This window comes from Paenibacillus sp. FSL L8-0158 (assembly GCF_038592965.1).
GTDB classification, from domain to species: domain Bacteria; phylum Bacillota; class Bacilli; order Paenibacillales; family Paenibacillaceae; genus Paenibacillus; species Paenibacillus polymyxa_D.
Genome location: NZ_CP151949.1, coordinates 2,441,659 through 2,463,050, shown reverse-complemented (window position 1 = coordinate 2,463,050; position 21,392 = coordinate 2,441,659). Strand labels below are relative to the sequence as shown.

At 45.8% G+C, this 21,392-nt stretch carries 23 protein-coding genes; 3 read left to right on the top strand and 20 right to left on the bottom strand.

The genetic code is table 11. From position 1 onward, the window contains the following. Positions 1-5 precede the first annotated feature (5 nt). The 13 genes from NSQ68_RS11385 to NSQ68_RS11325 all read right to left on the bottom strand — a co-directional run bounded on the left by NSQ68_RS11385 (position 6) and on the right by NSQ68_RS11325 (position 9,874). On the bottom strand, positions 6-587 hold the full coding sequence (locus tag NSQ68_RS11385; RefSeq protein WP_341161606.1) for a TetR/AcrR family transcriptional regulator: 582 nt from the start codon (positions 585-587) through the stop codon (positions 6-8). 66 nt (positions 588-653) lie between these two features. Further along, positions 654-998 carry a cupin domain-containing protein gene (locus NSQ68_RS11380; protein ID WP_342428855.1) on the bottom strand — a complete coding sequence of 115 codons (345 nt, stop codon included), beginning with the start codon at positions 996-998 and terminating at the stop codon, positions 654-656. Positions 999-1,114: 116 nt separating this feature from the next. Continuing rightward, positions 1,115-1,450 carry a YolD-like family protein gene (locus NSQ68_RS11375; protein WP_342429104.1) on the bottom strand — a complete coding sequence of 112 codons (336 nt, stop codon included), beginning with the start codon at positions 1,448-1,450 and terminating at the stop codon, positions 1,115-1,117. Positions 1,451-1,462: 12 nt separating this feature from the next. Then, the gene (locus tag NSQ68_RS11370) at positions 1,463-1,657 is read right to left on the bottom strand and encodes a hypothetical protein (RefSeq protein ID WP_013310131.1); all 195 of its coding nucleotides are present in this window, start codon (positions 1,655-1,657) and stop codon (positions 1,463-1,465) included. 104 nt (positions 1,658-1,761) lie between these two features. Further along, positions 1,762-2,250, bottom strand: a complete 489-nt coding sequence (locus tag NSQ68_RS11365; RefSeq protein ID WP_342428854.1) for a hypothetical protein — start codon at positions 2,248-2,250, stop codon at positions 1,762-1,764. Positions 2,251-2,335: 85 nt separating this feature from the next. Continuing rightward, positions 2,336-2,698: a response regulator gene (locus tag NSQ68_RS11360; RefSeq protein ID WP_029519165.1), complete on the bottom strand. Its 363-nt coding sequence runs from the start codon at positions 2,696-2,698 to the stop codon at positions 2,336-2,338. A gap of 332 nt (positions 2,699-3,030) precedes the next feature. After that, positions 3,031-4,029 carry a metal ABC transporter substrate-binding protein gene (locus NSQ68_RS11355; RefSeq protein ID WP_307350277.1) on the bottom strand — a complete coding sequence of 333 codons (999 nt, stop codon included), beginning with the start codon at positions 4,027-4,029 and terminating at the stop codon, positions 3,031-3,033. A gap of 54 nt (positions 4,030-4,083) precedes the next feature. Beyond that, a complete protein-coding gene (locus NSQ68_RS11350; protein WP_307350275.1) occupies positions 4,084-4,932 on the bottom strand; it encodes a metal ABC transporter permease in 849 nt (282 codons plus the stop codon). After that, positions 4,878-5,585: a metal ABC transporter ATP-binding protein gene (locus NSQ68_RS11345; RefSeq protein WP_039273487.1), complete on the bottom strand. Its 708-nt coding sequence runs from the start codon at positions 5,583-5,585 to the stop codon at positions 4,878-4,880. Before NSQ68_RS11345 ends, NSQ68_RS11350 begins: the two co-directional genes overlap by 55 nt. Before the next feature lie 217 nt (positions 5,586-5,802). Further along, positions 5,803-6,825, bottom strand: coding sequence for an ABC transporter substrate-binding protein (locus NSQ68_RS11340; protein ID WP_307350273.1), 1,023 nt, complete (start codon positions 6,823-6,825; stop codon positions 5,803-5,805). Between the two features lie 33 nt (positions 6,826-6,858). Beyond that, positions 6,859-7,677 (bottom strand): ABC transporter ATP-binding protein, encoded by an 819-nt coding sequence (locus NSQ68_RS11335; protein WP_342428853.1) that lies wholly within the window; start codon positions 7,675-7,677, stop codon positions 6,859-6,861. Further along, positions 7,674-8,798 carry an iron ABC transporter permease gene (locus tag NSQ68_RS11330; protein WP_342428852.1) on the bottom strand — a complete coding sequence of 375 codons (1,125 nt, stop codon included), beginning with the start codon at positions 8,796-8,798 and terminating at the stop codon, positions 7,674-7,676. The genes NSQ68_RS11335 and NSQ68_RS11330 overlap by 4 nt, the downstream gene beginning before the upstream one ends. After that, on the bottom strand, positions 8,795-9,874 hold the full coding sequence (locus NSQ68_RS11325) for a CobW family GTP-binding protein (protein WP_342428851.1): 1,080 nt from the start codon (positions 9,872-9,874) through the stop codon (positions 8,795-8,797). Before NSQ68_RS11325 ends, NSQ68_RS11330 begins: the two co-directional genes overlap by 4 nt. 234 nt (positions 9,875-10,108) lie before the next feature. On the opposite strand from NSQ68_RS11325, the gene NSQ68_RS11320 reads away from it, so the two are divergent. From NSQ68_RS11320 to NSQ68_RS11310, 3 genes are read left to right on the top strand one after another with little or no spacing between them, the layout of a single operon-like run. Beyond that, positions 10,109-11,110, top strand: a complete 1,002-nt coding sequence (locus NSQ68_RS11320) for a permease (RefSeq protein WP_342428850.1) — start codon at positions 10,109-10,111, stop codon at positions 11,108-11,110. Positions 11,111-11,118: 8 nt separating this feature from the next. After that, positions 11,119-12,096 (top strand): TIGR03943 family protein, encoded by a 978-nt coding sequence (locus NSQ68_RS11315; protein WP_342428849.1) that lies wholly within the window; start codon positions 11,119-11,121, stop codon positions 12,094-12,096. An 18-nt stretch (positions 12,097-12,114) separates the two neighbouring features. Next, a complete protein-coding gene (locus tag NSQ68_RS11310; protein ID WP_342428848.1) occupies positions 12,115-13,224 on the top strand; it encodes a CobW family GTP-binding protein in 1,110 nt (369 codons plus the stop codon). Positions 13,225-13,336: 112 nt separating this feature from the next. On the opposite strand, the gene NSQ68_RS11305 is transcribed toward NSQ68_RS11310, so the two are convergent. The 7 genes from NSQ68_RS11305 to NSQ68_RS11275 all read right to left on the bottom strand — a co-directional run bounded on the left by NSQ68_RS11305 (position 13,337) and on the right by NSQ68_RS11275 (position 21,382). Further along, complete coding sequence (locus NSQ68_RS11305) at positions 13,337-13,582, bottom strand: type B 50S ribosomal protein L31 (protein WP_013310118.1); 246 nt, start codon at positions 13,580-13,582, stop codon at positions 13,337-13,339. A 479-nt stretch (positions 13,583-14,061) separates the two neighbouring features. Next, the gene (gene rpmG, locus NSQ68_RS11300; protein ID WP_013310116.1) at positions 14,062-14,211 is read right to left on the bottom strand and encodes a 50S ribosomal protein L33; all 150 of its coding nucleotides are present in this window, start codon (positions 14,209-14,211) and stop codon (positions 14,062-14,064) included. 68 nt (positions 14,212-14,279) lie between these two features. Then, positions 14,280-14,849 (bottom strand): hypothetical protein, encoded by a 570-nt coding sequence (locus tag NSQ68_RS11295; RefSeq protein ID WP_342428847.1) that lies wholly within the window; start codon positions 14,847-14,849, stop codon positions 14,280-14,282. A gap of 80 nt (positions 14,850-14,929) precedes the next feature. Continuing rightward, a complete protein-coding gene (locus NSQ68_RS11290; protein WP_039273353.1) occupies positions 14,930-16,312 on the bottom strand; it encodes an MFS transporter in 1,383 nt (460 codons plus the stop codon). 93 nt (positions 16,313-16,405) lie between these two features. Then, positions 16,406-16,873: a MarR family transcriptional regulator gene (locus tag NSQ68_RS11285; RefSeq protein ID WP_342428846.1), complete on the bottom strand. Its 468-nt coding sequence runs from the start codon at positions 16,871-16,873 to the stop codon at positions 16,406-16,408. Between the two features lie 229 nt (positions 16,874-17,102). Then, positions 17,103-20,120 (bottom strand): hypothetical protein, encoded by a 3,018-nt coding sequence (locus NSQ68_RS11280; RefSeq protein ID WP_342428845.1) that lies wholly within the window; start codon positions 20,118-20,120, stop codon positions 17,103-17,105. Continuing rightward, a complete protein-coding gene (locus tag NSQ68_RS11275; protein WP_342428844.1) occupies positions 20,117-21,382 on the bottom strand; it encodes a hypothetical protein in 1,266 nt (421 codons plus the stop codon). The genes NSQ68_RS11280 and NSQ68_RS11275 overlap by 4 nt, the downstream gene beginning before the upstream one ends. Positions 21,383-21,392: the final 10 nt, after the last annotated feature.

Sequence of the window (21,392 nt, the reverse complement as noted above, 5' to 3'; positions counted from 1 at the left end):
AAAAATCACTTTAGCAGAAGTGCTAAAGTAAATTTTAAATTTTCGAGTATGCTCGGGTCCTGGCTTGCATGCTGCAGAAAGAGCGCACCTTCAATGGCCGAGACGATGAATTGGGCCGTCGACCTCGCAGGAAGTTCAGCCTGAATCTCTAATCTTTCCCTTCCCTCGTTCAACAATATTTCTACGGTAGTGATTTGGCTTTGGAAGAACTGGCTTATTTTATTCCGAAACAAGGCGCTATCTTGAGGCATTTGCGTATAAAGAGTAATAAAGGGACAGCCTCCCAAATAATCTGTCTCTTGCTCTGTCAGCAATTGAAGAAGGATTTCAAAACGTTCCTGAACAGACTGATCCTTACGCGAAACAACTTCATAAATCATCTCATTATACGTTTGAATCAGTTGATCCAGAATGGCTGAAAGTAGCTCTTCTTTACTTTTAAAATAATAGTAAATGTTCGTTTTGGACACATTGCTCACAGCCACAATTTCATCCATACTTGTTGCATGATATCCTTGGGTAAGAAACAATGAGGTGGCGATGCGCAGAACAACATCCCGATTCGTGATTTTATTTTTTTTCATCATATTTAGCACTATACGGTACTAAAAAAGACTTGTCAACCTTCGCTGGAACATGTCTGCTCCAAAATATTATTTTTCGGCCAGAACCCGGTCACCTCTGCTCGCAGGCTGAGAAATAACCAAAAATTCAACATCCTGATTCGTTTCATTAAACATTTGATGAGGCACCATAGGAGGAACCTCACACCCTTCCTGAGATCCTAATTGGATTCGTTCACTATCCACTTCAAGTACCGCTGTACCTGATAAAATAAAGAAAAACTGGCGCGCATGATGATGATAATGTCTGACCTCATGTGTATTTCCGGGCATCCGCTCATGAATAATGCTCAAATCATTATTTTTCACCAAGCGCCAACCATCACATTGATCTCCCCATATATAATGTTCGGCATTATTTTTACTAATTTTCATTATTGAACTCCTCCTTTTGCAATTACAGTTTATTTTATATATGAATTCATAGAGCTACAATCTTAATTATAAAACGGCAGGACAAATGTAAAAAAGTCCGACTTAGTCAGACTTTTTTATATATCCGCCTCGATAATTTCCTCCAACTTAATCCAGCTAAAATCCTCCTCCCCACGGGACAGCTTCACTTCTCGCCGACTTGTATTAATCACCGTGACCAATCCACGAAGCTCCTCATCATCAAACGGGTTGAACACTTTTAGCGTAATAGACTTCCGTTCGTTATAGGATACGATGATGGCCTGTTCAATCTGCTGCATTTCCTGATCGTCCAGTGCTGGCTTGCCGCGCCTTCCTTGCTCCTTCATCAGTCTTAAATATGCCTCCCGATGCTCAGGCAAAATCATGCGCGAGCTTTCCCATATGCCATTTCCTTCAAGCTTTTTCCCCATCATAAGCCCCCCCTATGCTGTTCTGGTTACCGGATGCCATGCCAATACATGATCTAATCGAAAAACACGTGGCTGGCCTGTCTGTAGACAGGTGGCTCGTATCAAGCCATTCTGCACACGATGCACCTCGATACGCCGATGAGACAGCTTGCCCTTCCGATCCAAATACACGATTTCCACGATCTGCCCCACGTATTTTTCCAACATGATCCTTCACTCCTTATCAGAACGTTTGTTTGTATTATATGCGAACATGCGTTTGATTATCAATGTAAAAAAATCCCCTGAGGGATTTGACTCTCTCAAGGGAATTAAAATTCATAAGTGGATAGCTTAATATCTTCTTTATTCAAATCTTTCAGAGGATGGACAGGGCCATTCCAATAAGTGAGAATATCAAACGGCTCATTAGTACCATGTTCTTTTAAAGACAGAGATAATTCAAGTAATAAATGGGGAAGTTGATAAGAGCTTGTTAAAAACTGATATTCCTCTGGGCTTTCACAGTCTTCTGCTCGATAGAACACAAAGTATCCCTCGGTATGATCCCCAATGAGTACAATATAGCGAGCAAGAAACATAATTTCGCCATTGGCAAAAGGAATGGAATATGTCGAAGCAGAGATCAAATCTGTCTCTAATCCCTCAATTCGAAGGGTGAGTTCATTGTTAAGAGCATCCATTCTTTCTCTTTGTTCGCTGACGAGTTGTTCATAATTTACAGGGACAAGCGCTCCTTTCTTGATCGTAGCGATCAGTTCGTCTATAAATACTTTTTGAGACAACACTTGATTGCTCATCCTATTCATCTCCATATTCGTGAAAATAAGCATGGAATTCCTGCTTCTACATGTTCAATAATTATGTATTAAAAATCTTGATTCATTAACTATCAAGCAATTTTGTGACTGCATTCACGACCCTTTCCATCTCAAATGGCTTAACAATAAAGTCTTTTGCACCTGCCTGAAATGCTTTTATAATCGCTTCCTGCTGCCCCAAAGCAGAACACATCAAAATGTTGGCTTGGGGATCAAGTTCTATGATCTTTTTAACAGCCTCAAGCCCGTCCATCTTAGGCATATTAATATCCATGGTGATTAAATCGGGACGAAAGTGTGCGTATTTCAAAACAGCATCATACCCGTTTTCTGCTTCCGCAATAACAGCGTGACCTAAATCCAAAAGAATATCTTTAAGCACAGAACGCATAAACAAAGAATCATCCACTACTATAACTGCTGCCAAATTAATCTCTCCAATCCGTTGTCAAATGATATGCACACCCAAACTTCAATATCGGTGAAAAAACTGGTAATATTAATAGAAAGAATCTGTAAAAATAAAAACGCTACCAATGAATTATAAAAGAAATTTGAAACTAGCTACTACAGAATTAGTTTTCAAAAAAACGTTTCACAATGACGTAAATCATTTCTGAAAAGCAAATTACAAAGGACTATATATCTACTGTATCTTGAGCACTAGCCATAAAAGCACAATCTTCTTGGATAGTTATAAAAAAACTGACGTCGGTATCATTCCGACGTCAGTTTATAAACTTATTCGTTTAGCATTTCTTATTCATTCAGAGCTTTTTTCAAAGCCTCCAGATTGTTTTTCATCACACCAAGGTAATCCAGGTTCTTCTGTTTGTCTTCATCCGTCAATCCTTCGAGCGGATTCAGTACATCGGTTTTTGAACCGATTTCAGTAGCTACGGTCTCAGCGACCTTCGGATCAACAAGAGTTTCGAAGAAAATCGTTTTAACATTATTTTCTTTAGCGAATTTGATAATCCCCGCCAGCTTGTCCGGTGTAGGCTCTTGCTCTGGAGATAATCCGGCAATGGGTACTTGGGTCAGACCATATTGCTTAGCTAAATAACCAAAAGCAGCATGCTGCGTAATAAAGTCTTTACGTTTTACATCTTTCAGACCTGTTTTGAACTCGGTATCCAGCTCTTTCAGCTTGGCGATATAAGCATCAGCGTTTTTCTCATAATCAGCTTTGTTTGTTGGATCGGCTGCCACAAGCCCTGCTTCAATGGACTCTACTTCTTTTTGAGCCAAGACTGGATCAAGCCATACATGAGGGTCCATCACATGGTCGTGATCATGGCCTTCCTCTGCATGTGCTTCTTCTCCTTCTTCCTCCTCAGCTGTGCCTTCCATCAGGTTTAATCCTTTGCTCGCTTCAACTACAACACGTTTATCATTGGACGCGCTGCTCAAAGCCTGTTCTGCCCAACCTTCGACGATACCGTTATAAACAAACACATCAGCATCCTTAACCTGTGCCATATCTTTGGCGCTTGGTTCCCAGTCATGCGGCTCGGCACCAGCAGGAATCAACGCGGTTACGTTAGCATGGTCTCCAGCAACTTGCTTGGTAAATTCATACATTGGATAAAAAGTGGTGACCACATTCAGCTTCTTACCACTGTCTGCTGTTTGCGCCGCATTCGGCTCGGTTTGGGAAGCATTTGTAGCTGTATTATCAGATTTGGCTCCGCAGCCAGATAAAATAAGTGCTAGTCCCGCAGACAATACAAATGATTTTTTGAACCATGTATTCATATTCATTACTCCTTTATCCAATAGATTTTTTAGTTATTCTCACTGTATTTACACTCACTGGCCTGCCGCATTCTTCCGTCGGGAAGCTTGTTGCTTGCCCAGCTTGCGGACCAGCTTTTGAATACCGGCTCCTACAATCAGAAATAATAACAGCACCATGGCAATCGTCCCCCCTGGGGGTGTACTGAGCTCATACGATGCCGTTAAACCCATAAATACGCCGATCAATGCAGTGACCATAGATATCCAGATGGCTGCCGCGAAGCTCGGTGCAATTCGAATCGCCAGCGCTGCAGGGAGCACGATGAGTGAGGAGACAAGCAGCACACCGACAATCGGCATTGCAGCAGCTACAATCATCCCTGTTAAAATACTAAATGCAAATGAGATGGACTTGACAGGAAGACCATTGGTCTTCGCCGTTTCTTCATCAAAAGTAATCTGATACAAAGGGCGCCGAAACACGAAAAAGAAAATACCTCCGATGACAGCCACAACGATCATCAACATCAGCTCTGTCTGATTGACAGCTACTACCGAACCAAACAAATAAGCGGAAAATCCTTTGTTGATGCTCTGATTCAGATTCATTAAAATAACGGCCGTCGAGAGGCCACCTACCATAATAATAGCCACAGATATCTCACTATATGTTTTATAAGACCTGCGGACGTACTCAACGATAATCGCGCCGATTACGGCAACAATAAATCCGGTTATCGTCGGGTTAATGCCTAAATAGGCACCTGCTGCCACCCCTGCCAGCGATACATGCGATAGCATGTCCGCCATGAGAGCCTGACGCCGTAGCATCAGGTATACTCCAAGCACCGAGGCCAGCAGTGCAATTACCCCACCGGCACAAAATGCCCGCTGCATGAAGTCGTAGTGCAGCATTTCCATCCGCCATCTTCCTTCCTCTCAAGCTCAATAATTCGATCCAGATAATGTTGCACTTCCGATAGTCCATGGGTCACCATGACCACGGTTCTTCCATATTCCTTAACCTGTTGATTCATCAGATCGTAGAAGTGGTAGCGGCTTTCCTGATCCATTCCGGTCGTAGGCTCATCCAAAATGAGCAAATCCGATTCCTGAGCGAGCGCTCTTGCCACACAAATACGTTGCTTCTGTCCACCGGACAATTCGCCGATTTTACGGTGACGCAAATCCCACATGCCTACCTGACGCAGCGCCTGCTCAGTCAGATCATGATCCTCAGACCGCATGCGGCGTAACCAAGAGCCATGAGTATATCTTCCTGAACGGACAAATTCCAAAATCGTACTTGGAAATCCGCCATTGAAGGCGGCAATTTGTTGAGATACAAATCCAACAACGAGCTTTTTGCCTTCACCTGTACGGTTAGACATGAACACCTTGCCCTTCCAAGGCTGAAGCAAGCCGAGCAACAGTTTGAGCATGGTTGATTTGGAAGCACCATTCGGTCCGGTAATGGCTACAAATTCTCCCGAAAAAATTTCAACATTGGCATCCACCAAGTTAGGAACATCTCCGTAGCCAAATGTGACCTGTTCCAATGAGGCCAATAACATGACGCAAATCTCCTTTTCCTTTAAAAAGCCTGGAGCCATCTGAGCGATCATCCTTTGCGCAGATTCTCCAGGTCGTTTATGATCATTAAACCATCTACCGTAATTATTACGATTTGGTAATAAAAAAATAAGCGTTTGATAAACGTAACCTTTACGCATTAGCAAGTTTAACAGTTTAGGCAAGGTTCGTCAATGTTTTGGCAACTCTTTTGTTTGTTTACTTCATTTTATCCGGGTACAAGCCTGCAGCCAAGGTTTTCAGTGCAATTGGTGCACGCACGCCTTCAGCCGCTGCGGACAATGGCAGCACTATAAAGCGTTTATTTTTGATCGCTTCCACACCAGCTAATGCAGGCTTACTCAGGAGCAGCTTCTCTTTATCCGCCCGTGAAGTATCTCCATAGTCGAGAATGACAATGACGTCAGGATTACGGTTCACAACCTCTTCCCAGCTTACCTCAGTAAAACTTTTGTCGATATCATCAAAAATATTTTTCGCCTTCACACTTTCAATCAAAGACGTTAGATAATTGTTGGCAGCCGTAAAGGGCTTGTCTTCTCCGCTGTCATAAACAAACACCTTGGGTGCCTGTTCAACAACACCAATTTGAGTCTGAATGGACTGCACTTGTTCACGCATTTCATTTACTAGCTTTTCTGCACGCTCCTCAACCCTAAAAATACGCCCAATATTTAGTATATCCTGATATACATCTTCTAATGTGGGGCCCGGCTTATTTGAGGACTCCTGTACATAGGTCAGCACCCCTTGTTTGGCTAGCTCCTCACGGGAACCCAAATTTTTATCATTAAAGGCACTCTTCCAGCCCGCATAGGCAAAATCCGGTGCAGCGGCCATAAACACCTCTTTGGACGGATATTGTTCGGCCAGTACCGGGATTTTGTCATATTGAGCCTTATATTTTGGCAAAATCTGATCATCCAAATACGCAGTTCCTACCATAGAGGATTCCAACCCAAGTGCTAGCATAACCTCAGTCGCGTGCTGGTTCAGTGTAACCGCGCGTTTGGGCGCCTCGGGAAATGCCATTTTAACGCCCATGTTTTCCAGCTCTACCGACGTCTCCTTGGTTGCCGATTGCGATGCGGCAGGTTGCTCTCCGTTCGCGGATGGATCGCTTGTTTGAGCCGTGTTTTCTGCTGCACAGGCTGATAACAACAGCATCATCGCCAAAGCGAGCATAACCAGCGGTAACGCGGGCCTGCTATATTTTTTCATATGTACCGTCTCCTCTTTTATTTGTAGTTAGTCTTACCTCATCGTATCGCCTTTTCTGTTAACGTCATGGATGGCCTCTCTCCTGAGAGAATCCGGTAAAAAGGTAATATTCGGCTTTCCGGTTTTTGGATGAATGCAGATTTCTGTCTCGACCCCGAATACACTCCACAGCAGGTCTGGCTGAAGCACATCCTCTGTTATGCCGGAGGCTACCACTTTGCCATCTTTTAATACATACATTCGATCACAATAAAACGCCGCCAAATTCAAATCATGCAGTGCAGCTAGCGTAGTTATCCGAAGTGTTTTGACCAAATCCAGAATTTGCAGCTGATACCGGATGTCCAGATGATTCGTCGGCTCATCCAAAACAAGAAATTTCGCCTGCCCGGCCAAAGCTCTGGCGATCAATACCCGTTGCTTTTCGCCGCCGGACAAGGTAGCGAAGCCCTGATCTGCCTGAGCATTCATGCCTACCCGCTCCAGCGCCTGCTCGACCAGTTCATGATCGACGACAGTATCTGCTTCCAACAGTTTCTTATGCGGATGGCGACCCATCAGGACGATGTCCCGTACTGAGAAATCAAACGTTTGCGGCGCATCCTGACTCACCACTGCCATTTGTCGGGCTGTCTCTTTATACTTCATTCGCAGCATATCCTGGCCATCCAATGTAACCACACCACTGTCAGGCTTTAGCACACGATAGATATTTTTAAGCAACGTTGATTTCCCGCTGCCATTCGGACCGATCAATCCGACTAGCTCCCCTGCTTTTACCTGGAGACAGATGCCGTCGATTAGCCGTTTGTCGTGAATACTGAAGGTCACGCATTCGACTTCTATATTCATTTTTCGCCTCCAAACGAGTAGGAACTACGACGCAGCAGCCACACAAAAAAGGGTCCTCCGCACACAGCCGTCACAATACCAATCGGCAGCTCCTGTGGAGCCAGCACGAGCCGGGCACATACATCAGCCCACACGACAAAAATAGCTCCCGCTAACAGACTGACGGGCAGGACTCGCCGATGATCTGATCCCACTATCAGCCTAACGATGTGCGGAATCATAAGTCCGACAAAGCCAATCGAGCCACTAACCGATACGACTGCCCCGGTTAAAAGAGACGCTACGACAACTAGTAATACGCGGAACGCCTGCACGTTCACACCGAGCGTTACTGCGGTCTCTTCACCCGTTAGCAAAGCATTCAACGACCGGTATCGGGTCAGGAGCACAGCCGTTCCAACGGCTACAATGAGGCTTGGAATGAAAAGCGTGTCCCATTGAGCACCTGCCAGACTTCCCATCATCCAATACATCGCGTCACGAATGCCTTTTTCATTCGGGGCCATCGTCACGATAAAGCTAGTCACAGCCGACAGCATCATAGACACCGCCACCCCTGCCAGCAATAAGCGGGTCGTCGATATACTCCCAGCCACACGGGCTAACGCGAACACCATAAGCATTGCAGTTAAAGAGCCTATAAAAGCAGATAAAGGCAGCGCAAGTCGTCCTAAAAACCCGAAAGCTCCGAACACAATCACCAACGTGGCTGTTACCGAAGCTCCAGACGAGACTCCTAAAATATAGGGATCCGCTAACGAATTACGAATTAATGCCTGTATAGTCGCCCCTGTAACTGCGAGCCCTGCTCCTACGACAACACCTAGCAGCACGCGTGGAAAGCGGATTTCCCAAACGATATATTGCTCAGGCTTGGTCCATGTCACGGGTATCCACTGGTCCAGCCAGGGAAGATGGGACAGTGCAATTCGCCATATCGTCCCCGGTGCGACAGCTACAGGACCCAGCATGACCGCGAGTGTGACCGAAAGCAACAACCCAGCAGTCAGCAGCAGAATTGTTGTAAATCCCCAAGTAGGCTTGCCAGCTAGGTGTGCACGAGAATTATGTTGTGATGGATTAGGTCTTGATGGATTAAGGTGACTCGTTCTCAAAGTCATGAACTACTCAATGGCTTCTCGGCCGCTTCCAGCTTTCTCAATTGTTCCTCGATCTCGGAAGCAGAGAAATTCTCACCCATGACAACCGCTACATCGTTCACTGTCTTTTGCGGGCGGATCGGAATGATTTCCAGCTCCCGATAGGCAAATTGAAACATCATCTGACTCTCTGATTCCAGAAACCGCACAATTCCTTTGGCCCGATAAATTTCAGCTGGCAAACTGCGGAACAACTGTTCAAACTCGGAGCGTGGCACAGGTTGTCCAAAAAAATGCGTGTGAACAACTACATGGTCGTAGGAATGATAATGCTCCCCATGTTCGTGGTCATGGTCGTGATCATGGTGATCATGAGACTGATGATCTGTATGGTCATCATGGTCATACGTGTGCAAATGATTTTCCGAATGAGGATGTTCACTCTCAATATCAACTGTGGATTCCTTATGTCGCGAAACGTCCATATGCTCCTCCCCTTGAGTGGAGAAAAAAATACCCGCGTCCACGTCACTTCGTTGCGTGCTCACAGTCAAAGCATATGGATTTAACTCTTTTACGAGGGCCTGTACTTTCTGTAACTCGCCCGCAGCCAATAAATCGGTCTTGTTAATAATCAGTTTGGAAGCGCATCGAAGCTGATCCTGCATCAAACGAAGCGACTTGCTTCTCTCGTTCCCCGAGACAAAATCCAGAAATTGACGCGCGTCTATGACCGTGATAACGGATTGTAATATCATAGAAGAGTAAATGGAGGCGTCTGTCACTGCATCTACAATCTCCATCGGGTTAGCCACTCCAGTACATTCTACAATAATCACGTCCGGCTTATATTCCTCAGCAAGATTCATGAGCTCGACGCCCAAGTCCCCGCGAATAGTACAGCATATACAACCGCTGAGCATTTCCTTCATGGGTGCTTGGCCATTTACCAAACTGCCGTCCAGATTAACATCACCCAACTCATTCATCAAAATGGCTGGCTTGAGGCCCTTCTCCTTGTAGTAAGCCAGCGCATGCTGAAGAAGAGTGGTTTTACCGCTACCCAAAAAACCGGATAAAACAACAATCGGTATCATATAACCCCTCCTTGTCTTTGCAACATTTAATATGGATCGTACCGTAAAATTTTCCTTCTTGCAATCATTTATCAGATTTTAATCGTAATAATTACTAATAACAAACATAAATATATACGACCACTCTTTGAGTTGTCAATGTAGGAGGTGATACAAGCATAATCCAGCGGGCATGATTGTCCTCTTACAGACATAGGCTTTAGATAAGAACCCTTATTCCCAAGGAGACGTGGAATGAAAAACAGTACGCTGTTGAAGATGCTGCCTTTTATGATTCCGTTTGCCTTTCTCATCCCAGTGCTTGTCACGCTATCTCCCCAGTGGCTTCGTTTGTTAGATATGGGGCAGCTGCAGCCATTAAAAACGGTATTTATGGGTATTTTTCTGGAAGCTGTTCCGTTTCTCCTTATCGGTGTGCTCGTCTCATCCCTTTTGCAGTGGCTTGTACCGGAGACATGGATTCGTAAAATAGCGCCTGCGCATCCTGTACCGGGTGTCCTGCTGGCCTCCTTGCTAGGTATGCTGTTTCCCATCTGTGAATGCGGCATGATCCCTGTCGTTCGCCAATTAATGCTCAAGGGAATGCCTGCCTATATGGGTATCACTTTTATTTTAAGCGGGCCCATTATCAATCCCGTGGTACTGGCTGCGACGATGATGGCTTTCCCTTCCCATCCCGAGGTCACTGCCGTTCGAATGGGTTTGGCTTGTGCCGTCTCCGCGATCATCGGGATGATCGTGTATGCCTTTGTACGAGTGCATCCGCTCAAACGGTCGTTGCTCTCTTTTAACCAGCAAAAACAGAACAATCAGACCCATCGGCATAATCGCACATGGCGGGGCTTTTTTGTACATGCTGGTGACGAGTTTTTGGATATGAGTAAATATCTCATTATCGGCGCATTATTAACAGCCTGCATTCAAACCTTCATCCCACGTGATGAAATGCTTTCGTTAAGCGAAGGAACGGTCGGATCGTACGCCTTTATGATGGGTTTTGCCTACATACTGTCGTTGTGTTCCACCTCCGATGCCTTTGTAGCCACTGCTTTTTCGCATACCTTTACACTGGGGCCGCTGGCAGCCTTTCTTGTACTCGGTCCGATGCTAGACTTCAAAGGCACGCTCATGCTGCTCAGCACCTTCCGCACCAAATTTGTCGCCATCTTGGGCTTGCTCATTGTTTCACTCGTCCTAGTGGGTTCTATAGCTGCTGAATGGTTATTAGGGAGGTGAATACAAACGTGAATTCAACCTTTAGCATCCGCTGGCAATACGGCATGCGCTCCTTACTCATAATCGGATTGGCTGTGTACATTATCTCATTAAACCGTACGAATGCACTTCATTACTACTTGGCTCCCCATATGCAAAAGTTGCTCCTACTCTGTCCTGTACCCCTCTTGTTCATCGCATTGGCGATGGCATGGCACGGAATCATCGGGGAGCGAGACGGTGAGGGTGTATGTGATTGTGAGCATCCGTTGCCGCAAAGCTGGTTCAAAAAAACACTCGTATATGGAATGCTGCTCATCCCGCTCCTGTTCGGTTCTCTGCTGCCCAATCAGGCACTTGGTAGTGATATGGCCGCCAAAAAAGGCATGTCCTTCACGTATCCCAACCCGGATATCCGACGAAAAACAGATATACAGACCACGAAAGCATCCACCACCTCCCGTTTATCAACTGCATCTTCTGTCCCAACTTCGCCCCCTCCAGAGGGAAAATGGAGTCAGGAAACGCTGGATAAGCTGTTCGTTCCGCCTGATAAGTACAATGTAGAATTCGCTGAGCTGGCGAAACGCCTATATCAGCAACCTATCATACAGATCAAGCCGGAGATTTTTTCCGAAACTATTGGAGCCATTGAATTATATAAACAAGCTTTTGAAGGAAAAAGAGTACAGGTGACTGGCTTTGTCTATAAAGACGACAACCTGCCGGGTAAAGGCCTATTTGCAGTAGGAAGATTCCTTGTCATGTGCTGTACTGCCGATGCCATGCCCTTCGGGATCATCGTCCAATCCCAGAAAGCCCCGTCCTTTGACAAGGATACCTGGGTGACCATTGAAGGAACACTGCATGCCACACAAAAGGGCAACGCTCCGGTACTTGAAATTCGATCCGAAAAAATAACCGCTGTCGAGCAGCCAGAATCCCCTTATGTCTATACCCAAGCAGACTCGGTAGCTACCTTTGATCGCTTGAACACAGCACAATAAACCCACCAAGGAGGAAAAATGATGAACAAAGTTCCTGTTATTTTAATCAGTGGTTTTCTTGGAAGCGGCAAAACAACACTGCTTTTGCGCCTGTTAGCCCATACCCGCCAAATTCCCCTTCGTGCTGCTGTTTTAATGAACGAAATGGGTGAATATGATGTAGACAGCGCTATAATTTCAGAGGAAATGCCTGACGTAACAGTAGAAGGATTGCTAGAAGGCTGCATTTGTTGCAGCAAAAGAAATGAGCTGGCAGGGGCTCTGCATACCCTGCTCAGCCAGAAGCCAGATCTGATCTTCATGGAAACCACCGGGGTAGCCAACCCCGAACAAGTACTGGAGGAGCTGCGCTCCCCTCAACTGGCAGATCGGCTTTATCTGGTTCACAGCATCAGTGTTGTGGATGCTGAGCTGTTCCATGAATACAATAGCCGCTTTACGGCTGATAAAGAACTGGTTCGCACCCTGCACGGACAGCTGCGCACCGCAGACTTTATTGTGGTGAACAAGACGGATGCAGCAAGTAGCCGTGAAGTGACGAAGGTCGTCAAGAGCATCCGCAAGCTCAACGATACGGCCAAACTACAGACTACTGAATATAGCCGGGTTGACCTTGAACCACTCCTAGAGCCTGTTCTAGCCTCCACATCCGTTGCCGCGAAACTTGTACAGACACCTCAACCAGCACTTGCACAGGTCCAGCCCACTGATGCAGGCGCATTGTCCGTCGCAACCCCCACCACAATCATTGGACAACCCAGTATTACCTCTAGAAGTACGCCGTTCAAAGTTATTTCTGCACAAAGTCATAGCCACAGCCACGATCCCAACCAGACCCACTCGTTTTCCCATTTGGAGAGCTTAACGCTGCATCAATATTCTCCTCTGCCACTCGAAAAACAACGATTGGAGCGCTTTTTGACCGGGCTAGGCTCCTCGCTGCTTCGAGCGAAAGGTTATTGCGTGCTTCCTCAGGAAGGTACAATGCTTTTGCAATTTTCAGGAAATCACTTGGAGTGGCAGCCAACTGCACTTCCCGTGAGTCAGGGATATGTCACGCTCATTGGGGAGCAACTCGACAAAGCATCCATTACCGACCAATGGGAACAGTGCTTCATTTCGCTATAAATGACAGGTCTAGATTAAGGCAAAAAAAACCTCCTGCATCTGCAGGAGGTTTTTTAAAAAGCGATGTCCACGAATTATTGACATAATCCATGAACATAACGCACGAATGTTCTTACTTAAGGTTATATTTTTTGTTAAAGCGATCCACACGACCACCGATATCCACGTTTCTTTGTTTACCAGTGAAGAACGGGTGGGAAGCGGAGCTAGTATCTACACGGATAACTGGGTATGTGTTGCCATCTTCCCATTCCATTGTTTCTTGCGAATATTTAGTGGATGCACTCAGAAAAGTAAATCCACAGCTAGGGTCCAAAAAGATAACTTTGTTCAATGTTGGATGAATATCTTTTTTCATTAGTTTCACCTAATCTTTCATATAGTTTTAGTTTCAAACTCAAACGTACTGACCAATACTCCATCAGTTGGCAAAAGGAACGGTTATGCCCCAGAAAAAAAGACGACAGATCATAACGGTTGCGCTCAAGCTCGTAAACGACAAGCAAACGATGCCGTATATATCGCATCGCCCATTGCACGAACGCTCCGGATCTTTCGTCAGCCTTCATCGTTATATAAGCATATAGTGAATGGTCCTCCGGCTCGTCCCAAATGCTGACACCAGCACAGGAGAACTCGGTAGCCACGTGCTTTCGATTCAAAAGGCAAAGCGTGCCATGTAGCTCGGCATCTATCCTACAGCCTTAAAAAAAGCCATTTTCTTAGGTGCAAGCTTTAACTTTGGACGCTCTGTCCACTAGACTAATTCAAGTTTTCGCCGGTTCCATAACGCAGGCTTTTGCAAACTTAACACGATTTCTTCATCGTTAACTGGAGTTATCTAGTTTCACGGTGGATCGTGTACTTTTTCAGACGCGGAGAGTATTTTTTCATTTCAAGACGGTCCGGATGATTTCTTTTGTTCTTGGTTGTTGTATAGTTGCGATCACCGGATTCGGTGCATGCCAAGGTAACAATTACGCGCATTTCTCTTCCTCCTTAATTGGAATACATGGTATACAATTACAATAGTAATTTTTACGATTAGTTCTATTCTATAATTCATGCTCCGCTTTGTCAACCTTAGAGTCACGGTTTGTCGCTTCTTCTACCGTGTTCCAGCGATTACGGTACTGTGCAAGCTTCGGATGAAGTTCCTGGGGTTCGCTCGAAAGCACCAATCTGACATTTCTAATCCATTCTCCAAACGATGCATAGGAAGCGCACAAATTTGCAGTTTCAGGACTCATGTACAAAAAAAGTGGGGTCGCATACTTTTCCGCCAAAAAACGGATGGCTGCTTCAATCGGCGTATATTTTTTACGCTTACCTTCCCAGCTCTCAATCACAACAGCACTCACAGCCTGCTCACGCTGCCACTCTCCCAGCTCGTCCACCCGCTTGTAATACGAACGTACCGGCTGCTTCCACATTCTTCTGACGGTTTCTTCATGTAGCGGATACAGCACCAGCTTTGTAAAAGATAATGCAGTCCCCGTTTCGGCAAAAAGCTCCAGCTCTGTGGCTGTAATCTGCTCGAATGTATCATAGTAGACCATGGTCCCTTTATGCGTCTCGATCGGTGGCTCATAACCATAGGGTACATATTGAAGGTTTCTTGTCATGCCGGACACTCCGTCCTTCCATAGATGAACTTTTCCTTCTATATTATACCCTTGTTTTGGCATGAGTTTGCATCAAATGTTTATCCTTGTTCAACAGCAGGCGTATTACGGCGTGGACCCCTTCGGAATTGCAACGCATAAAGTCCCATCGTCACAAGCGCAATCAGTGCAAGCACCGTAAATATATTGCTAAAGTTGAACACCTGTACATTAGATACGACAGGATTCAAATGAAAGGACGACGAACTATCCAGCGTTTTGCCCAAAATACTTGTCGTAATCGCCCCGGCAATGAAATTCAGCAGAGATAACAGCCCCATTCCAACACCAATCTGGTCTTTCGACAAGGTACGAGAAATCGTGTTGGACATGGCAATTTGCATGAAGGTCTGACCTACGTTTCCGAAAATAAGCAAAAATAAAATCAGATACGGAGACGCACCCACAAACGTAGACAAGCTGATAAAACAGATAAACAAAAGCGATACAGCTGTATAGACGAGAAACGAATTTCCTTTGCTATCCGCCAAACGCCCCCCTCTTTTACCCAATAGAGCCGAAGCAATAGCAGCTGGAAACATAACCAGTCCAATTATTGCCGGCGTAAGCTGATTGAGACTGTTCAGAAACTGCGGTGCCAAGTACGGCAATCCAAAGCTAATCCCCGTCCCTAAAAAAGCGATAAGGAGCCCGTATGAATATTGCTTGTTACGGAACAGCTTCGGCTGGATAAATGGATCATGTGCAGTGTTAATGCGCCATATAAACAGTGCAAATAACACCATACCGACCAGAAAAAACATCATATTGGTTTGCGAAATCGAAAGTAATAAGAAGGCTACTGTTCCACCTAGCAATAATCCACCAAGAAAATCGAACTTCTGATCCTCTCCACGCTGATCGTCCAAATATTTACGAAAGAACGGCAATGCGATCAGTGGCAACATGGAAATGACGAACAAAAAACGCCAGCTTGCAAAGCCTGTGATCAAACCGGAAATAATCGGAGCCAGTGCAGTACCTAACGCCAAGCCGATTGCTGTGACGCCCAAAGCACGTCCTCTTTTTTCAGCCGAGAAATAACGGACTGGGACGATCATAGCAGTGGCCGGAATAACAGCTGCCCCTGCAGCCTGAAGCAAACGAGCTACAATGAGCATCCAAAATTGATTGGCCAACAGTCCAATAAGCGAACCCAGTGCAAAAAAGATAATCCCAAACGTCAGCAAATCCTTAAGACGATATTTATCTGCCAATTTGCCGTAGGTCACCGAGCCAACCGCATACACGATCATATAGCCAGTCAGCAACCAACTTACATCGGAAGCACTAATATGAAACTCCTCTCGAATCACAGGCATAACGACATTAAACATAAAAGCATTCATCACTGAAAAAACAAGTGTGAAAGCTAGCACACGCATAAGCTTATCCGCATTCGGATAAGTTTGTTCATTTATCATTTGGTTGTCTCCCTCTCCTGTAAACCTCTTATCTAAGATCGTAATTTACTGCTTTTGAATATCCCTATCCGGGTAAAATCTCTATATATTCGCTCAAGCGCGGGCGTCCGCAGGGTGGTAGTCGCGGAGAATTTTTTTAAGCAAACTACGCAGCGTCTCCGATTCTCTGACAGATAACGTTTGACCTACCGAGCTTTTAATTGCCTCAATAGTACGTTCAGCTACCTTGTGAATCTTCAAGCCTTCCTCCGTTAAATAGATTTGCTTCATTCGTGCATCTTCCGGGTGACTTTTGCGTACTGCCCAGTTTTTCTTAACGATCCCGTTAACCAGGCTAGTAACGCTTGATTTATCAATAAGCAACAGCTTTTCCAAATCCGTATTGGTGATTCCAGGCGACATCGCCAGTACATAGAGCGTCTGCGATTGTGGGGAGGTGAGCCCCAAAGGGCGCAGTGCTGTTTCAATTTCGCGCCGGACGGTAGTGAAAATCCATTTAATTAAATACATCGTGCTCTCTTCCTCCCAAGGAAGACAAACGGGATACACCTCGCTTCCCATCTCACTACTAACCTCCATATCTATCTAATTTTAATAGTTTGAATTCTAACTAATTTTAATCAGCTGTCTACTTGGTGTCAATACTTTCGTAACATGATGCTTTATTAGATAGGGTTAATTTCAAATTATAAATTCATCCTTTTATGGAAATATAGGCATAATAAAAGACGAGTCCTTGAAGGGAACCCGTCTTTTACTTATTCATCATTCATTTCTGTTTTATAGTTGCTTAGTCCGTAGTTCTCACTTGAACTAGCGGATATTCTTCTCCATCAACAGTAACCGTGCTAGCATCATTCAGTTCTAGCCGTTGCCAAAGGGTCAATAGCGTACGATAAGGATACTTCTTCAGATCATACTCCGATGGTGCGTCAGTGTCTGTATCTGTATTTGCTCCATTGCCACTACCCTCAGTAGTAATCTCCGAAGTCGAGCCTCCGTCCGTGTTGCCAGTCACTACTCCAGATTGATCACCACTTTTTCCACTGGATGTACCCCCACGAGCTGTGGAACCATTGTCCGTGGATTGTCCATCTGCTGTCGTGCTTTTTGTAGTGGCGCTCCCAGTGTTTACATCACCGGATGGATCATTGTTCGCTTTACTGGCTGCTTCCTTGTCGTTCTGTTCAGCAAGTGTAAAATTTTCGTATAAGTGCTCCTGCTGATCCGCACCGACAATGACGAGCTTCTTCGGCTTAAATTCTGCCTGCTCTGTCGATGTCTGAAACGCAAACAACAGCTTGACCATTTTCGTAGTGGACTTGGTATTAGGCACATGTGTCACTATCGCCGTAGGCTCCTCTTTTACCGGCACTGTAGGCTCTACAGGCTGTTGTTGTACCGGCTTCGGAGTGGCAACAGGCGCAGGTGTGTCAGCAGATCCGATCACCCCGGTTGCTTTCAGGCCGCCTAGCGTACCTGCAATGACAATCAGCACGATCCCGGAAATCACCCCACCTTTACGGAAACGACGAAGCGTTTTGACCAGAGGCGTATCTGTCTCACGCTTTGCTGCCAGATAGAAATTTTTAAAGACAGGCTTTGCAGGTTCAAAATATTGACGCCACAGCGTTTTTTTATGCAGTCCCTCTCGTCCTTCCTTTTGGAAGAATAAAAGTAGCGCACGTCTGTAGGATGGTTCGAAACCGCCGCGTGGAGTAGCAAACTCCGGGTGTTCCTCCGACCATCGGATAAAGCGGTACATCGTATCGTTATCCTTCGCCCATTTGCGGATCGAACTGACCAGGCGAGCGAAGTCCAATATTCCTTCTCCCGGCCCGTCAGAACGATAGAAAGCAGGCAACAGACGGGCAAAATGACCTTCCGCAAGCTGCTGGGGCAGCCAGCCATAAGCCCAATCCTGTACCTTTTCTACTTCGCCGGGCTCCAGACCGTCCAGCACCGACGGTTCCGGGTCCTCCGTGTTAAACCAATCATAAGCCGCAACTAATCGCACAGCTTGTCCCTTAAGAGGAGCAGGCAGCTTTCCAACCCACTGCACCAAATCGGGCCGTGTGAAAAAAGGAATCTGTACGACCTGGTCGGGTGATATTTCCTTTAGCTCTACTTCGGTAAGTAAATACCGATCCGACGCTTCCTGCAAGCGTTCTGTCAATCCAGATTGCTCCAGCGGGGACAGTTTGCCTACGGCAGAGCTGCTGTCCCATTGACGCAAGCGTTGGTGAATGGCCGCCACAGCCTCTACTGGTCTTCTTTCCGCACGCAGTCTGCCCATCAATGCAGATTCTGCCAAAAGCTGAAAATCGGCATTCGCCGACACTTCGATATACCGACTGCCCCATTCGTGCACAACAGCCAGCAGCCCCTTGGCATCCGGTGTTCTTTTCATCTGACTGTCCATGTAGGGAATAAACAGCATTTTTGTCAGTGCCGGATTACCCAACACTTTCGTAAAATATGCCTTGCCTAAGGATGGATTCTCTTCAATTGTATGATAAATATACGTGACTGCTTCCGTATTTCTGGCAGTATAAGCATTGTTTAGTGAACGGATTAAATATTCCACCAACCGATTTTCGCTGCTGCGTGCATGAACTTTATAATAGTCCTTGAAACTATCGACCAGACCTACATCTGGAATATATCCATCCTTCACCCGATCAAATTCATGATCAAAAAACGACAGAAACAGATCATTCAGCCTCATTTTACGTGGCAACGCATCAGATGGCGATAAATAATCAGTCAAGCTTCGCAACACAGTGATTCGTTGTTCGTTGTATAATGCCCGCTCTCCCTGCTCAATTCTGTACAACGTAATGAGCTCATGATAGCTGGATGGAGTCAAATCACGCCTGGCCTCCATACCTGTCAGCATTTGCTCGGCAAATTTGAAAAAATCGTCCGGCGTCTCACCATTCAACAACGTACGGACAATCCAGTCAAAATACGGCTGTCTCACCTGCTCTGCATCCACATTAAGTATTCGACTATGATTAGACAGGTCAAATACAAAGTCCTTTTCCACATTCCGATCACCGGGACGCAAACTAAAAGGCTCAACAAACATTAAGTGAATGCCTTTTCTGCTATTCGGTTCCTGTGCATATGTAAGAAATCCGAGTCTGTTGCGAAATGCATAAGGCAGTGCTGCATATAACACACCAAGCAGTTGCTTGGCTGAAGATCCAACCGCTTCCACAGGAACATTAAGCGCTACGTATACCTTTTTTCGACCCGCTGCGGACATCATGACTGCGTATAAAAGCTGTTTGAACACTTCTTCGCTCAGCTGCAATTGAGCCAGCACTGTAGACGGGTCAACAGCCGGAAATACACTCCCGCCTGGTAGACGCTCCAATTCCGGCAAATCCGTCCCCTGCTCAATATCATAGGTATCCACAAAGGATGTGTTCAGCCACTGCTTATAGTCAGACGGAGATTCACCATGTCCGGCTGGAATTACATAGTTGTGCGTGAAAAGGGCGCTTCGCAGCCCAGTAAAATCCGCGGCCTTATAAATACTGCGGCCAAGTACTACATCCCCGGACTCCGTCCGTACCAGATGTATAGCTTCCGGATAGACGCTTTCCTGTTTCTCGCCGCGCGCCGTCAAAGCAGCAGGCGCATCATATACACATAAGGGATGCAGCACCTTTTTAATAAAAGAAGCATCCAATCCTTTGGAATTAGCCACCGTATCGAAGCCTTCCGTAGAACGGAAAATACCACGCCGTTCCCGTGTGTACATCTGCTGTTGTATCAAATGAGAGGTAGAATAACTCACTGTGATTCTCTCCCCTCAATGTACTTCAACTTATAAAGCAGCCAAATGAATGGCTCATCCACACGGATCGGACTAACCAACCCTTGCAGCTTTTGCTCCACCGGATTGCTACCCAGCGCGGAAACCGCGAAATAGGCCGTATCCGTAAAATATACATCCATCGTGCCCTTGAACGGCTTATCCACCTTTTCGATGAAGCGTCGAACTTCGCCATCAATGTTCGCAAACTCATCCAAATCCATATATTTGCGATGCTCCATCGGATTAAAAATATTGCTGTTCGTCTTGATGTATGTGCCTTCTTCATCTGCCAACGCAGTAAGCATATCACTTTTGGTCAGGACGACAGCGGTCGGAATGTCCGTTTTCCCCTTTTCCTGATAGGCGATAAAATCACCGAACATCGTAAGTACGACGTCACGCGGTTCATCATATTGTGAGACCCACTCACCCGGCTTATCGCCAAGGTTAATCTTAATGCGCTCCCGAATAGAGCGGATTTGCAGTGGATCGACCATAAAGAGAATACCTGCAGAATTCTTAATATGCTGTCCATGCAGTCCCAGATAGTCCTGATCTACCATTCCCTCACCGGCAACATCAAAAAACACCAGCGTCAGTGGCGGCTTTTCCTCATCCTTAAATACAAACTGGAAGATAAAAGGCTCCTGCATCTTTTCTTTTTGTGTCGATGTAAGCAGATCGCCTCGTTCAAATAAGGGTTCCTCATACATGGTGCGGAACTTTCGGCTGATCTCTGCATTGAGTGGCATGCAAGCCGCGTCAAAATGATCGGCCGTAACATGTTGCAGCGTGTGAATCAGGGAGGTCATATAAACAGATTTCCCTGCCTGCGAAGCTCCAATAATTGAAATGATATTGCTAGGCACCTTACCCGCAGTCACGGGCAGCTCGTTATGGCAGTGCGGGCACAGTCGGTGACGCGTCAGCTCGCCATAACGGTCGGTCAGTCCTGTCAGTACATGATCAGAATACAATCGATGTTCCTCAGGAACATCAAGGGGATGTAAAATCGCCTCCATATCATGCACACTGTCCAAGCCAAAACGCTCCCGATATTTGTTCAACAGCTCATCTTCACCCAAAGCGTAGTCCTCGTCATCTTCACGGTGATGAGAAGCACGGAATACCACTTCCTCCGGGGAGAATTTACTAAAGCAATAAGGGCACACAATATCATAAAATAACGGCTTTGGCGCTGCCTGTGGCTTTCTTCTGAATAAATTGCTAAGAAAACTCATCGGTTGCGGC